15 protein-coding genes are annotated in these 12,955 nt (G+C 67.6%); 12 read left to right on the top strand and 3 right to left on the bottom strand.

Going from position 1 to position 12,955, the window contains the following annotated elements; all coding sequences use genetic code 11:
• The first annotated feature begins 40 nt into the window (after positions 1-40).
• From C8K36_RS20215 to C8K36_RS20200, 5 genes are all read left to right on the top strand, one after another.
• Positions 41-709, top strand: coding sequence for a HemK2/MTQ2 family protein methyltransferase (locus C8K36_RS20215; RefSeq protein WP_107986325.1), 669 nt, complete (start codon positions 41-43; stop codon positions 707-709).
• Positions 702-908, top strand: coding sequence for a CDGSH iron-sulfur domain-containing protein (locus C8K36_RS20210; RefSeq protein ID WP_107986324.1), 207 nt, complete (start codon positions 702-704; stop codon positions 906-908). The genes C8K36_RS20215 and C8K36_RS20210 overlap by 8 nt, the downstream gene beginning before the upstream one ends.
• A gap of 223 nt (positions 909-1,131) precedes the next feature.
• Entirely contained in the window at positions 1,132-1,371 is a 240-nt protein-coding gene (locus C8K36_RS20205; protein ID WP_258195512.1) for a hypothetical protein, read from the top strand.
• A 32-nt stretch (positions 1,372-1,403) separates the two neighbouring features.
• Positions 1,404-1,556: a hypothetical protein gene (locus tag C8K36_RS24895; RefSeq protein WP_181319650.1), complete on the top strand. Its 153-nt coding sequence runs from the start codon at positions 1,404-1,406 to the stop codon at positions 1,554-1,556.
• An 18-nt stretch (positions 1,557-1,574) separates the two neighbouring features.
• Complete coding sequence (locus C8K36_RS20200; protein ID WP_107986612.1) at positions 1,575-2,585, top strand: iron-containing redox enzyme family protein; 1,011 nt, start codon at positions 1,575-1,577, stop codon at positions 2,583-2,585.
• A gap of 20 nt (positions 2,586-2,605) precedes the next feature.
• Here the strand turns inward: C8K36_RS20200 and C8K36_RS20195 are convergent, their stop codons facing one another.
• Entirely contained in the window at positions 2,606-4,021 is a 1,416-nt protein-coding gene (locus C8K36_RS20195) for a phytoene desaturase family protein (RefSeq protein WP_107986610.1), read from the bottom strand.
• Positions 4,018-4,593: a hypothetical protein gene (locus tag C8K36_RS20190; protein ID WP_107986322.1), complete on the bottom strand. Its 576-nt coding sequence runs from the start codon at positions 4,591-4,593 to the stop codon at positions 4,018-4,020. The genes C8K36_RS20195 and C8K36_RS20190 overlap by 4 nt, the downstream gene beginning before the upstream one ends.
• 241 nt (positions 4,594-4,834) lie before the next feature.
• Between C8K36_RS20190 and dnaK the strand changes: the two genes are divergently transcribed.
• Genes dnaK through C8K36_RS20170 form a run of 4 tightly spaced genes read left to right on the top strand, consistent with a single transcriptional unit; the run spans position 4,835 to position 8,898 of the window.
• The gene (gene dnaK, locus C8K36_RS20185; protein WP_107986321.1) at positions 4,835-6,673 is read left to right on the top strand and encodes a molecular chaperone DnaK; all 1,839 of its coding nucleotides are present in this window, start codon (positions 4,835-4,837) and stop codon (positions 6,671-6,673) included.
• The gene (grpE, locus tag C8K36_RS20180) at positions 6,670-7,248 is read left to right on the top strand and encodes a nucleotide exchange factor GrpE (RefSeq protein ID WP_107986320.1); all 579 of its coding nucleotides are present in this window, start codon (positions 6,670-6,672) and stop codon (positions 7,246-7,248) included. The genes dnaK and grpE overlap by 4 nt, the downstream gene beginning before the upstream one ends.
• A gap of 34 nt (positions 7,249-7,282) precedes the next feature.
• Complete coding sequence (gene dnaJ, locus C8K36_RS20175; RefSeq protein WP_107986319.1) at positions 7,283-8,458, top strand: molecular chaperone DnaJ; 1,176 nt, start codon at positions 7,283-7,285, stop codon at positions 8,456-8,458.
• Between the two features lie 32 nt (positions 8,459-8,490).
• Entirely contained in the window at positions 8,491-8,898 is a 408-nt protein-coding gene (locus tag C8K36_RS20170; protein WP_107986318.1) for a heat shock protein transcriptional repressor HspR, read from the top strand.
• A gap of 71 nt (positions 8,899-8,969) precedes the next feature.
• Here C8K36_RS20170 and C8K36_RS20165 read toward each other — a convergent pair whose 3' ends face one another.
• Positions 8,970-9,833, bottom strand: a complete 864-nt coding sequence (locus tag C8K36_RS20165; RefSeq protein WP_107986317.1) for an endonuclease domain-containing protein — start codon at positions 9,831-9,833, stop codon at positions 8,970-8,972.
• Between the two features lie 438 nt (positions 9,834-10,271).
• On the opposite strand from C8K36_RS20165, the gene C8K36_RS20160 reads away from it, so the two are divergent.
• The 3 genes from C8K36_RS20160 to C8K36_RS20150 all read left to right on the top strand — a co-directional run.
• Positions 10,272-11,489 carry an ABC transporter substrate-binding protein gene (locus C8K36_RS20160; protein WP_107986316.1) on the top strand — a complete coding sequence of 406 codons (1,218 nt, stop codon included), beginning with the start codon at positions 10,272-10,274 and terminating at the stop codon, positions 11,487-11,489.
• Between the two features lie 43 nt (positions 11,490-11,532).
• Positions 11,533-12,390, top strand: coding sequence for a branched-chain amino acid ABC transporter permease (locus C8K36_RS20155; protein ID WP_107986315.1), 858 nt, complete (start codon positions 11,533-11,535; stop codon positions 12,388-12,390).
• Between the two features lie 2 nt (positions 12,391-12,392).
• The coding region (locus C8K36_RS20150) for a branched-chain amino acid ABC transporter permease (protein WP_146176513.1) at positions 12,393-12,955 on the top strand (563 nt) is incomplete at its 3' end.

Raw genomic sequence — 12,955 nt, 5'->3', positions numbered from 1 at the left:
GCGTCGGTTCTCCGGCGTCAAGTGGATCGAGGAGGTCTTCGTGCTGCTCCGATTACCGGGTGTTTACCGACCACAGGCGGACAGTTACCTTCTGGCACAGGCGCTGCGCTCCGAGCGTCTCGGGCCGGGAACCCGAGTCCTGGATCTGTGTTCCGGCACCGGCGTCCTGAGCGCGCAGGCCGCCGAAGCGGGCGCCGAGGACATCACGGCCGTGGACATCGGGCGCAGGGCGCTGATGAACACCCGTATGAATCTGTGGCTCAGAGGCACTCGGGTGCGCGTGGCGCGCGGCGATCTCACCGCGCCGGTACGGGACGAACAGTTCGATCTGGTGGTGTCGAATCCGCCTTACGTTCCGGCGGCGAGTGACCACGTGCCGGCCAGGGGCGCGGCGCGGGCCTGGGATGCGGGCCTGAACGGGCGGTCGTTGTTGGACCGCATCTGTGTCGAGGTCCCCGAGATCCTTTCCTCCCGTGGCGTGCTGCTGTTGCTGCAGTCCGCACTGGCAGACGTGGGGAAGACCCACGTGATGCTCGAGGAACAAGGCCTCGAGGTGGAAGTTGTTCGCACCGAGGAAATACCGTTCGGTCCGGTGACAACCAGTCGTCGTGACATGTTGCGGCGGCGGGGTCTCATCGAGGACGGACAGGATCGGGAGCGTTTGGTCGTCCTGCGGGCCGGACGTCCGGGAAGAGCCCAACATGACTGATTCCGCCGAACCCGATGTGGTGGTCACCGTGTGTTCGGACGGGCCGCTCCTCGTGCGCGGGCCGGTGGCACTGTTCGACGATGCCGGGGTTCCGATTGCGAACTCGCGGGCCACAATTGCGTTGTGCCGCTGCGGTCGTACGAGTCGGCCCCCGTTCTGTGACAGCTCGCACAAGCGCAAGAAGGTCTCGAGGCAGTGAAACTCGGTCTGCATCAACTCGAGTCGGCAGAGTGTCCTCGAGTCGAGGCCGAGTCGGGGCCTCCCGGTGAATCATTCACAGATCTGTCCACAGGTGTGAGTAGTTTTCATCGCGGTCGTTCCGAAGACCCGCTGTCCGGCAGAACAGTCCATCGGCAGTCATGATGAAGGTCCGGCCGGAAACCTTGCGAACGACCAACAGACGGAAACGAGGTGGAGATCTGATGACGACTCGAGAAACAGGAAGTCGCGCCGAGACCGACCGAGCCAAGTTGAACGCGATCGCCGCGAGCCTGGACGCGATGATCGGAAGTGGTGTGAGTGCGAAGGTTGCGGGAGTCTCGGCCGACGAATTGCGGCACGACTTCGGTCTGGTGCACAAGTTCTTGACTGCATTCGATATCGGGCAGCCGGGTCTCATCGACGCGGACGAGTTCGATCGACTGGTTGAGCAGTACACGTAGCCGTACCCGACGTGAACGGAGAAACGAGACGAATGACCGCACACGAGAAGGACCCCGCCCCCGCTCAGGAAGAAGATGTCCAGTCCGATCCCAGCGGACGCGACACGTGGTCGGACGAAGGCGGCGCGACGGCAGACGGGCCGGCGACGGACGCCGACGCCGATTCGGGCGACAAGCACGATTGATCGGGGCCACTGATGCCGATGCCCATTCCCGAACCACGCGGTCCCGTCAGTGCCGCCCTTGTCGCGGTGTTCGCGGGAGCGGACGAGCCGGCCACCGTGAACACGGCGGCCCTCGGGTGCAGGTCGGACCCGCCGGATGACGTGCTCACCGACGACGATGTCCAGCTGGCGCTGACACTGCTGTACGAACTGCATCTGCACGGGATCGACGGCGTCGACGACCGACTCGAGTGGGCGCCGGAGTTGATCGCGGCGCGTGCCGAACTGGAGGCGCCCTTCGAGGCGGCAGTTCGCGAACTCGTGCGCCCGCGCGTGGAGAAGGCCGACTCGTCCGACGTCGTGGCCGCGCTGTGGGAGATGACCGCGCCCACGGCGGGGCCCGGCCTGTCCGGGTTCATGGCGACGGAGGCGACCGAAGCTCAGTTCCGGGAACTGTTGATCCACCGGTCGCTCAACCAATTACGCGAGGCTGACGTCCACACTCTCGGGATCCCGCGGCTCGCGGGACGTCCGAAGGCGGCGCTCGTCGAGGTGCAGGCCGACGAGTACGGCGGCGGGCGGCTCGATCGGATGCACTCGACACTGTTCGCCACGACGATGCGCGAGCTCGGGCTGTCCGACGCGTACGCCCACTACCTCGACGACGTTCCCGCGGTGACGCTGGCGTCGCTCAACGTGCTGTCTCTGTTCGGGTTGCACCGCCGCCTGCGGGCCGCGCTCGCCGGGCACCTGTGCGCGGTGGAGACCACGTCCGCGCTGCCGAGCAAGAAGTATGCCGCCGGACTGCGCCGACTCGGTTTCGGCGCCGCGGCCACCCTGTTCTTCGACGAACACGTCGAGGCCGACTCGGTGCACGAGCAGATCGTCGTCCGGGATCTCGCAGGCGGGCTCGTCGAGCAGCGACCGGACTGTGCCGGTGACGTGCTGCTCGGTGCCGCCGCGTGCCTGGCGTTCGACGACCTGGTGGGCGAGCGCGTGGCGGACTCGTGGGCGCGCGGTGCCAGTTCGCTGCGCGCCCGCGGCAGCTGAGAACCCGCTGCGCCGGTCGGCTAGCGCTCGAGTCTCCTCAGCGCCGACAGTGCCGCGTTGTGCCCGCCCATCCCGTGCACGCCGCCACCCGGCGGGGTCGACGCGGAACAGATGTAGACGCCCGGAATGCCGGTCGCGTACGGATCGAGCGCGATGCGGGGACGCGAGAGCATCTGCACCGGATCGTTGGCGCCCGACGCGATGTCGCCGCCCACATAGTTCGGGTTGTACCGCGGCATCTCGACGGCCGACCGGGAGAACATGCCGACGATTCGCTCGCGGATCCCGGGGGCGAAGCGCTCGATCTGCCCCACGATCGCCTCGGTGGCGTCGCCGGTGTAGCCGTGCGGGACGTGCGCGTACGCCCACACCGGGTGCACGTCGCCCGCCGAGCGGGAGGGATCGGCCAGGTACTGCTGGCCGACGAGGACGAACGGGCGCTCCGGCATGCGACCCGAGTGCACGCCCCGCTCGGTCGCGGTGATCTCCTCGAGCGTGCCGCCCAGGTGCACGGTGCCGGCGCGGCGGCAGGCGTGGTCGCGCCACGGAACGCCGCCCTCGACGGCGAGATCCAGCTTGAACGCGGCCGGACCGTATCGGTAGCGGCGGTACGCCCGCGCGACCCGCCCCGGCAGGCGATCGCCGGCCAGATCGGCGACGCCGGTGGGAGACAGGTCGAGCAGTGTGACGTCGGCGCGGGGCAGTTCGCCGAGCGAGCGGACGCGTCGGCCGGTCTCGATCCGTCCCCCGTGTGCACTCAGTAGTGATGCCAGGGCATCGGCGATGGCCTGCGACCCGCCCTTCGCGACCGGCCAGCCGTATCGGTGTCCGGCGCCCAGCATCAGCAGTCCGGCCGCGGCCGTGGTCGGCCGGGTCAGCGGGTAGTAGGCGTGCGCGGCCACGCCGGCGAACAGCGCCCGCGCCTGGTCGGTGCGCCACCGCCGCGCCGTCACCGTCGCGGGTGCGAGCGCGCCGATCCCGAAGCGGGCCAGCGTGACCGGATGTCGGGGCACGTGTGCGATCGGCCGCAGAACCTCCGCGGCGATGTCGTCGAACCGGTCGGCGATCGGGCCGAACAGCCTGCCCCACGCGGGACCGTCGGGGCCCAGTCGGTCGGTCGTCTGTTGGAGGGACCGGGCGAACACGCCCGCGACCGCGTCGTCGAGGGGGTGCGCCAGGTCGATCTCCGGGTAGCGCCACTCGAGTCCGTGCGCGGCCAGGTCGAGCGACCGGAAGAACGGCGACGCCACACCCATCGGGTGCACCGCCGAGCAGTCGTCGTGCAGCAGTCCGGGTGCGAGACGCTCGGTGGTGCGGGTGCCGCCGCCGATCGTGTCGGCGGCCTCGTAGACGGTGACCTGTACCCCGCGCAGCGCGAGGGTCACCGCTGCGGCCAGTCCGTTGGGCCCGGCGCCGACCACGACCGCGTCGGTCATGCCGCCACGGTCCTGCGACCGAGCCATGCCGACGAGGGCTTCGTGAAGAGCAGTGCGGTACCGACGACGACCAGTCCGGCCTGCAGCAGCGGTGCCCACGTGAGGGTCGCGAACGCGAGGTCGCCCGCGTCGGCCAGCACGCTCCACGAGATCACCGCCGCCGCGACGGTGAGGACGCCGACGACCGTCAGCCAGGTGCGGGGCCGACCGTGGCCCGACCGCAGGCGCACGATCCCGAGGACCGCCGCCAGGACCAGCAGCAGGCCGGCTCCGCCCACAGCCAGCACGGTAAGTCCGGTCACCTGGTCGACCGTGGCCGACTCGGCCGCCGGATTCCGTGAGGCGAGCCCCGTGTCGAGGGCGTCGACGACGGCGTCGTAGTAGACGCCGAGGACCCCGGCGACGGCCGCGAAGGCCGCGAACGAGAGGGCCCAGGCGGTGACCGCCATGGTCAGGGACCGCGGCGCGAGACCGGGATCGGCGTCGAGGATGTGCATCGGTGCGACGACGACGTCGGGCCGGGGCGGGCGGGGGCGGGGCACGGTCGTCTCGGGTTCGCCGGTGGTGTCCACGTCCGAATCGTATCCAGCTCGCTTGCGGAATCGGGGAGTTCGACAGGCCGGGAACAAACCGGCATCGCGGCCCGTTGAGCCTATCGAGAACCTGAGTGTAAGGGACTCAAGTTTGGAATTGACTTCGACCGGGGTCGGATGCAAACTTGAGCCGAACACGCTCACCTGAGGTTCATCACGTCAGCGTAGAGAACAAAGAATGCAGCTCGCGGAGCTGCAAAGAGGGAAGTGAGGGATCACTATGGCTCGTGCGGTCGGAATCGACCTCGGGACCACCAACTCGGTCGTGTCTGTGCTCGAAGGCGGCGAAGCTGTAGTGGTCGCCAACGCCGAGGGCTCGCGCACCACCCCGTCGGTCGTGGCCTTCGCCAAGAACGGTGAAGTACTCGTCGGACAGCCCGCGAAGAACCAGGCGGTCACCAATGTCGACCGCACCATCCGCTCGGTGAAGCGCCACGTCGGCACCGACTGGAACGTCGAGATCGACGACAAGAAGTACACGCCGCAGGAGATCAGCGCGCGCACGCTGATGAAGCTCAAGCGTGACGCGGAGGCGTACCTCGGCGAGGAGATCACCGACGCCGTCATCACCGTCCCCGCCTACTTCGAGGATGCCCAGCGCCAGGCCACCAAGGAAGCCGGACAGATCGCGGGCCTCAACGTCCTGCGCATCGTCAACGAGCCCACCGCGGCCGCGCTCGCGTACGGCCTCGACAAGGGTGAGAAGGAACAGACCATCCTGGTCTTCGACCTCGGTGGCGGCACCTTCGACGTGTCCCTGCTCGAGATCGGCGACGGCGTCGTCGAGGTCCGCGCGACCTCCGGTGACAACCACCTCGGTGGCGACGACTGGGACGAGCGTGTCGTGAGCTGGCTCGTCGAGAAGTTCAAGGCGCAGAACGGCATCGACCTCACCAAGGACAAGATGGCCCTGCAGCGTCTGCGTGAGGCCGCGGAGAAGGCGAAGATCGAGCTGTCCAGCTCGCAGAGCACCTCCATCAACCTGCCGTACATCACCGTGGACGCGGACAAGAACCCGCTGTTCCTCGACGAGCAGCTCACCCGCAGCGAGTTCCAGAAGATCACCTCCGATCTGCTGGACCGCACCCGCGCGCCGTTCCAGGCCGTGGTCAAGGACTCGGGCATCGCCGTCAAGGACATCGACCACGTCGTGCTCGTCGGTGGCTCCACCCGTATGCCGGCTGTCTCCGACCTGGTTCGTGAGCTCACCGGTGGCCGCGAGCCCAACAAGGGCGTCAACCCCGACGAAGTGGTTGCAGTCGGCGCCGCCCTTCAGGCCGGCGTCCTCAAGGGCGAGGTCAAGGACGTCCTGCTGCTCGACGTCACCCCGCTGTCCCTCGGTATCGAGACCAAGGGTGGCGTGATGACCAAGCTCATCGAGCGCAACACCACGATCCCGACCAAGCGCTCGGAGACCTTCACCACGGCGGACGACAACCAGCCGTCGGTGCAGATCCAGGTGTTCCAGGGTGAGCGCGAGATCGCCTCGCACAACAAGCTCCTCGGATCGTTCGAGCTGTCCGGCATCCCGCCGGCCCCGCGTGGCGTGCCGCAGATCGAGGTCACCTTCGACATCGATGCCAACGGCATCGTGCACGTGACCGCGAAGGACAAGGGCACGGGCACGGAGAACACGATCAAGATCCAGGACGGCTCCGGTCTGTCCAAGGACGAGATCGATCGCATGATCAAGGACGCCGAGGCGCACGCGGAGGAAGACAAGAACCGCCGCGAAGAGGCAGAGGTCCGCAACCAGGCCGATTCGCTGGTGCACCAGACCGAGAAGTTCATCAAGGACTCCGAGGACAAGGTGCCCGCCGACGTCAAGGAGAAGGTCGAGGCCGCGATCACCGAGGTCAAGACCGCTCTCGCCGGCACCGACATCGCGGCCGTCAAGACCGCGGTGGAGAAGCTGTCGACCGAGTCGCAGGCACTGGGCCAGGCTATCTACGACGCGCAGGCCGCTGACACCGCCGCGTCCGGCGACGGCTCCGGCCCCGCCGACGACGTCGTCGACGCCGAGGTTGTCGACGAGCCGACCGATCAGGACAAGAAGTGACGTCGGAGAACCCCGAGCGCGAACCGGTGATCACCGACGGCGAGGTGATCGATGCCTTCGAGGACTTCGACACCGCCGAGACCGTCCCGGCCGCCGATGAAACGGCGGCCGGGGCCGGCGCGGACGAGTTGGCCAAGGTCACCGCAGAACGTGACCAGGCCATCACGGAGCTCGGGTATGCGAAGGCGGAGATCGCCAACAACCGCCGCACGGCTCTCGCCCGGACCGATCGGGCCGTCGAGGACGAGCGGGTGGCCGTCGTGTCGAAGTTCCTGGACGTCGTCGACGACCTGGATCGGGCACGGGCCCACGGCGACCTGGAGACGGGTCCGCTGAAGGCGCTGTCGGACAAGCTCTCCGGAGTCCTCGAAGGTCTCGGCCTGGCCGCGTTCGGCGCCGAGGGCGATGCGTTCTCCGCCGATCTGCACGAGGCCGTGCAGATGGAGGGCGACGGCGACAACCCCGTGCTCGGGGCAGTGCTGCGCAAGGGTTACCGCTTGGGTGACCGGGTGCTCCGTACGGCGATGGTGACCGTCACCGACGGTGAGCCTGTCACCGATGCGGCAGCCGAGTAGTTAGACAGAAAACAGTGAAAGGAGGAGACGTCGAGTGAGCCAACGGGAGTGGATCGAGAAGGACTTCTACAAGGAACTGGGCGTCTCCTCCGACGCTTCCGCCGACGAGATCAAGAAGGCGTACCGCAAGCTGGCTCGGGACTTGCATCCCGATGCCAATCCAGGTGACACCAAGGCGGAGGAGCGGTTCAAGGCGGTCAGCGAGGCCAATGCGGTCCTCACCGATCCCGCGAAACGCAAGGAGTACGACGAGGCCCGCCGCTTGTTCGCGAGCGGCGGCTTCGGCCCTCGCGCCGGGCATTCCACCGGTGGCGGCGGCTTCGGTGGCGGCGGGTTCGATATCAACGACCTGTTCGGTGGCGGTGCCTCCGCCGGCGGCAGCGACGGACTCGGCGACATCTTCGGTGGGCTGTTCAATCGTGGCGGCGGCGGCCGGTCCACGGCCGGTTCGCGTCCCCGTCGCGGTAGCGACGTCGAGACCGAGACGACCCTCGAGTTCCGCGAGGCGGCCCAGGGCGTGACGGTTCCGTTGCGCCTGACGAGTCCGTCCGCGTGCACCACCTGCCACGGCAGCGGCGCCAAGCCCGGCACGAGCCCGCGGGTGTGCCCGCGCTGCAACGGAGCCGGCGTCGTGAGCCGCAACCAGGGCGCGTTCGGCTTCAGTGAGCCGTGCGACGACTGCCGCGGCACCGGATCGATTATCGACGACCCGTGCACCGACTGCCACGGAAACGGCGTCACCAACCGCACCCGCACCATCACCGTCCGCGTCCCCTCCGGGGTGAGCGACGGACAGAAGATCCGCCTCGCGGGTCAGGGCGAGGCCGGTCTACGCGGTGCGCCGTCCGGCGACCTGTACGTCACCGTCCACGTCCGCCCCGACAAGGTGTTCGGACGCAACGGCGACGACCTGACGCTCGTGATCCCCGTGAGCTACGGCGAACTGGTTCTCGGCACCACGGTGTCCGTCCCGACCCTGGACGGCCGTGTGGGCGTGAAGGTTCCGGCGGGAACCGCGGACGGACGAATTCTCAGGGTGCGAGGGCGCGGTGTGCCCAAGCGCGGCGGAGGCGCCGGGGACCTGCTCGTCACCGTGAAGGTGGCGGTGCCGCAGAAACTCGACGATCCCGCGACCGAAGCCCTCCAGGCCTACCTGGAGGCGGAGAAGGCCAGCGGATTCGATCCGCGGGCAGGATGGGCCGGGGCCTGACGGTCCCGAACCGATCGAACAGGTGAACCATCATGACCGACAAGCAACGCAGGCAGGCGGAGGCCCCATCGGACCCCGACGCGCGGGTGTTCGTCATCTCGGTGGCCGCCGAACTGGCCGGCATGCACGCGCAGACGCTGCGCAACTACGACCGGCTCGGGCTGGTCACCCCGCACCGCACCACCGGTGGTGGACGCCGGTACTCGCCGCGGGACGTGGCGCTGCTGCGTGAGGTTCAGCGCCTGTCCCAGGACGAGGGCGTGAACCTTGCCGGCATCAAACGCATCATCGAGCTGACCAACCAGGTCGAGGCACTCCAGAGTCGTCTCGAGGAGATGGCTGCGGAGATCGCCCGAGTTCACGCGAGCTACCGCCGCGAACTCGTTCCCATCCCGCGCAGCAATGCGCTCGTGGTGTGGAAGCCGCGCAACCAGCGCTGATCCCAGCCCCGAACGGGAATCCACGGCACGCTTTCGATTACGAAACGTGCCGCGGATTCCCGTTCGGCGTTTCACAGGGGTGCCCCGGCGTCGCGCAGGACCTTGGTGATCTGCGCGATCAGCGTCGCGCGGCCGTGGTGCAACTGCCGCGCCTTCACCCGGATCACCCGCCACCCGGCCGCTTCGAGCGCGTTCCATCGTTCGACGTCCCGGTTGCGCTGCTCGCGGTCGAAGTGGTGATCGCCGTCGTACTCGACGATTACCCGCCAGCGTTCCCACACCATGTCGACGCGTCCGATGAAGCGGCCGACGCCGTCGCGGATCGGCAGTTGCGTGTCGGGGCGAGGCAGCCCGGCGCGGACCAGCGCGAGCCGGGTCCGCGTCTCCCACGGTGACTCGGCTCCCTCGTCGGAGTCCTCGATCACCCTGTGCAGCTGGATGATTCCGCGCTCGCCTGGATGCTGCGCGGCGAACTCTGCGAGCGCTGCGCGCGTGATGCGTGTCGATTGGTAGAGGGCGTCCACGGCTTCGACGGCCGGGTCGAACTCGAGGCGCCGCCCCAGATCGAACGCGGTGCGAAGAGGGGTGGTCAGCAGCACTCCTCCGCGTCTGGTGATCTGGTCTGCCGGGACGTCGTCGCGGTAGAGGGCGATGCCGCGGGGCGGTCGCAAGTGCGCGGTCGAGGCGCGCACGCCGGCGGTCGGGTCGACCCACTTGGTCCCCCACATTGCGGCCGCCGACGATCCGGCGAGCGCACCCCGCCCGTCGGCCCACTGCCACACCGCGAGCGCGCGGATCCGAGCATCGACCTCGACGTCGGTGTGGACGTAGGTGTCCGGGTACAGGCGCGTGTAGTGGCGGCGCAGTCCGCGTCGGCTCACCAATCCCCGGCCGAGCGCCGCGGTTCCGCGGAACGGTACGAGTAGTGCTGTCATGGCGGCAGACTGGCGGCGCGCCCCGACAGGAATTGCCGCTGTCGGCGTGATCGGAACCGGCCTGTGGACAGCGGACCGGCTGTGGACAACTCGCTCGACGAGCACTGAACGGGAGTTCCGGGCACGCTTGCGTCGGGAAAGCGTGTCGTGAACTCCCGTTCGGCGCTTCGGCGCTTCGGGGACGGGGACGCCGAAGCTACCAGGCGCGGAATTTCCACGTGGAGTTTCCCGCCTCGCGGCAGTCCTAGTTGACGTTACTTCTGTCACACCCCTATGCTCCCGGTCGAGCGATTGCTTGGTTATTCAAGCGGTTGCTTGATGGGTCGCGTTCGGAAGGTGAAACCGCCAGGTGATCGCTTCTGGTCCGGGTCAGTTTTGTCCGACCGAGTCAAGCGAGCGCTTGGTTTGGTGTGTTTCGGGTGTTCTAGGAGGACAGTCATGGGAAATCGGCGTCCAGTTGTCGTCGCAGCGGTCGCGGCCGTATCCGTCCTGACTCTGGCGGGGTGCGGTAGCGCCGACTCCGCCGAGACAGGCGGGGACGACCAGCCGTATCGGGTGCTCGTCACCGGAGGCATCAGCGCGCAGGGTGTTCTCAAAGCCAACGCGGACACCTCGATCCTCGCCGCCAAGGCCGGTGCCCAGGTCCAGAACGCAGCAGGTGGTATCGGTGGCCGCCAGATCGAGCTGACCGTCGTCGACGACGCCGGTGACGCCACGATCGCGGTCACCAAGGTGCGCGAGGCCATCAACAAGCAGAAGCCGGATCTGGTCCTCAACTCCGGTCCGTCGTCGGTCGGCGCGGCCGTCCTGCCGATCCTCAAGCAGAACGACATTCTCTCGTTCAACGTTGCGCCCACGCCGGATTCGACGGATCCGTCGAAGTTCCCGCTGAACTTCGACCTCGCGCCCGGTGCCGCCGACAACGCTCGCGGAATCGTCGGCCATGCGAAGGAGAAGGGCTACGACAGCATCGGCGTCATCCACGGCAGCACCGCGTACGGCGAGCTGTTCGGCAAGGAGATGACCTCGACGCTCGAGAAGGCAGGCCTGAAGCAGGCCGGCAACGAGGAGTACGAGTCCACCGCGCTCGACATGACCGCGCAGCTGCAGTCGCTGAAGAACGCCGGCGCCAAGGCCCTCGCCCTCGACGCGTACGGTGCCCCGCTGGGCTACGTCCTGCAGAGCATGCAGCGTCTGGGCTGGGACGTCCCGCTGATCGGCAACACCTCGGTGTCGAGCACCAACCTCGTCGCGAATGAGCCCCCGAGCGGCGTCCTCGGCACGCCTGAGGTCAAGAACCTCGTCTCGCAGGTCTTCACGAGCACCGTGTACGACCCGAACAACGCGGCCGTGAACAAGATGGTCGACACGATGGCCTCGCTGGGCACCATCCCGTCCACGCTGATCATCGCCGACAACTACGACGCGTTCCCGCTCGTCGCCGCTGCCGCAGAGAAGGCCGGGACCACCACCGACGCCGAGAAGCTGGCCGAGGCACTCGAGAGCGAAGAGGTCCAGAAGAACGCCGCGACCGCGTTCCTGGCCCGTTACAACTTCACCGCCGAGAACCACGGCCCCAACCCGACCCAGGACGAGATGAAGTTCATCGCGCCCACCAAGGTCGTCAACGGCCAGTTCGGCAACCCGAAGGCATGAGCTCCATGATCTTCGATTCCACGACGCGGAGGAGGGCCCCGCGATGACGATTCTGTGGTCGGGGCTCGCCCTCGGCGCTGTCTACGTGCTCGTCGCTATCGGGTACAACATCGTGTTCGTCTCGTCGAACACCTTCAACTTCGCTCAGGCACAGTTGATGATGGTCGGCACGTTCGTGGCCTACACGGGCCTGGTGACGCTGAAGCTTCCGGTGTTGGTGGTCGCCGTCATGGCGACGGTGACGGTGATGATCCTCGCGGCTGTCGAGGAGATGGTCGCGATCAGACCGGTTGCCGATCATCAGAACCAATTGGTCACGACATTGGGTGCGGCGACGCTGCTCAACGGTGCGACTCAGTTGATTTGGGGCAGTGAGCCGCTCACGGTGCCGTTCTTCGGGTCCAACGACCCGATCACGCTCCTCGGTGGACGCACCTACCCGGTCGAGATCGCGCTGCTGGTCCTGTCGATCGTGCTCGTGATCGCGCTGGGTCAGCTGAGCAAGCGGACGATGACCGGTCTGGCGCTGATGGGCGTCTCGGAGGACCGTGAGGCCGCGATGCTCCGCGGCGTGAACGTGCGTCGAATCGCGATGGGCGCGTTCGCGCTCTCCGGAGCGCTCGCCGGTGTCCTCGGACTGTTCGTCGGCCCCAAGACGTTCGCGGTCGCGACGCTCGGTGCCGCGCTGGCCCTGAAGGGCTTCGTGGCGCTGGCGATCGGTGGCTTCGGTTCGCTGCCGGGCGCTCTGATCGGCGGTCTGACCGTCGGCCTGGTCGAGTCGTTCACCGCGCTGTGGTTCGGTAGCCAGTACAGCAACATCGCGGTGTTCACGGTGTTGATCGTCATCCTGATGGTCAAGCCCGCCGGATTGTTCGGCACGGTGAAAGAACGGGTGGTGTAGCCATGCAGATCTGGCGGACTCTCCGCGCGATCCCCAGTTGGATCTTCGCGCTCGTCTTCGGTGCCGTGGTGTTCCTCGCACCGATGCTCGGTCTGGACGCGACCAACACGCGTCAGCTCCAACTCGCTTGCATTCTGGCGCTGGTCGTCAGCGGCTTGAACCTCAGCCTCGGCTACGCGGGTGAACTCGCACTCGGCCAGGCCGCGATGTACGCGGCCGGTGCCTACACGGCCGGTCTGATGTCGCAGGCCGGGCACACCGAGATCCTGCTGCAACTGGTGGCCGCTGGTGCGGTCGCGCTCGTGGTCGGCATCGTCACCGGCATTCCCGGTCTGCGACTGGGTAGTTGGTCGCTCGCGATGACGTCGTTCTTCCTGATCCTGTTGGTGCCCGACATCCTCGCCATCTTCGGCGGCAAGACCGGCGGCCGAAACGGCCTGTCCGGCATGGAGCCTCCGACGTTGTTCGGTCAGGACATCGACAAGGACTTCTACTACGTCGTCGTCGGTGTGACGATCCTGTGGTTCGTGGTGATGCGCAACCTGGTGATCTCGCGTCACGGCAT

Source organism: Rhodococcus sp. OK519 (assembly GCF_003051005.1).
Lineage (GTDB): Bacteria > Actinomycetota > Actinomycetes > Mycobacteriales > Mycobacteriaceae > Prescottella.
Note: the sequence above shows the minus strand (reverse complement) of the source record. Positions and strands in the feature narration are given on the sequence as shown.

Coding starts and splice junctions, on each gene's coding strand:
- C8K36_RS20200 (WP_107986612.1), top strand. CDS start 1,575: ATGCCCATTCCCGAACCACGCGGTCCCGTCAGTGCCGCCCTTGTCGCG.
- C8K36_RS20205 (WP_258195512.1), top strand. CDS start 1,132: ATGACGACTCGAGAAACAGGAAGTCGCGCCGAGACCGACCGAGCCAAG.
- C8K36_RS20160 (WP_107986316.1), top strand. CDS start 10,272: ATGGGAAATCGGCGTCCAGTTGTCGTCGCAGCGGTCGCGGCCGTATCC.
- C8K36_RS20195 (WP_107986610.1), bottom strand. CDS start 4,021: ATGACCGACGCGGTCGTGGTCGGCGCCGGGCCCAACGGACTGGCCGCA.
- C8K36_RS20165 (WP_107986317.1), bottom strand. CDS start 9,833: ATGACAGCACTACTCGTACCGTTCCGCGGAACCGCGGCGCTCGGCCGG.
- C8K36_RS20155 (WP_107986315.1), top strand. CDS start 11,533: ATGACGATTCTGTGGTCGGGGCTCGCCCTCGGCGCTGTCTACGTGCTC.
- C8K36_RS20210 (WP_107986324.1), top strand. CDS start 702: ATGACTGATTCCGCCGAACCCGATGTGGTGGTCACCGTGTGTTCGGAC.
- C8K36_RS24895 (WP_181319650.1), top strand. CDS start 1,404: ATGACCGCACACGAGAAGGACCCCGCCCCCGCTCAGGAAGAAGATGTC.
- dnaK (WP_107986321.1), top strand. CDS start 4,835: ATGGCTCGTGCGGTCGGAATCGACCTCGGGACCACCAACTCGGTCGTG.
- C8K36_RS20170 (WP_107986318.1), top strand. CDS start 8,491: ATGACCGACAAGCAACGCAGGCAGGCGGAGGCCCCATCGGACCCCGAC.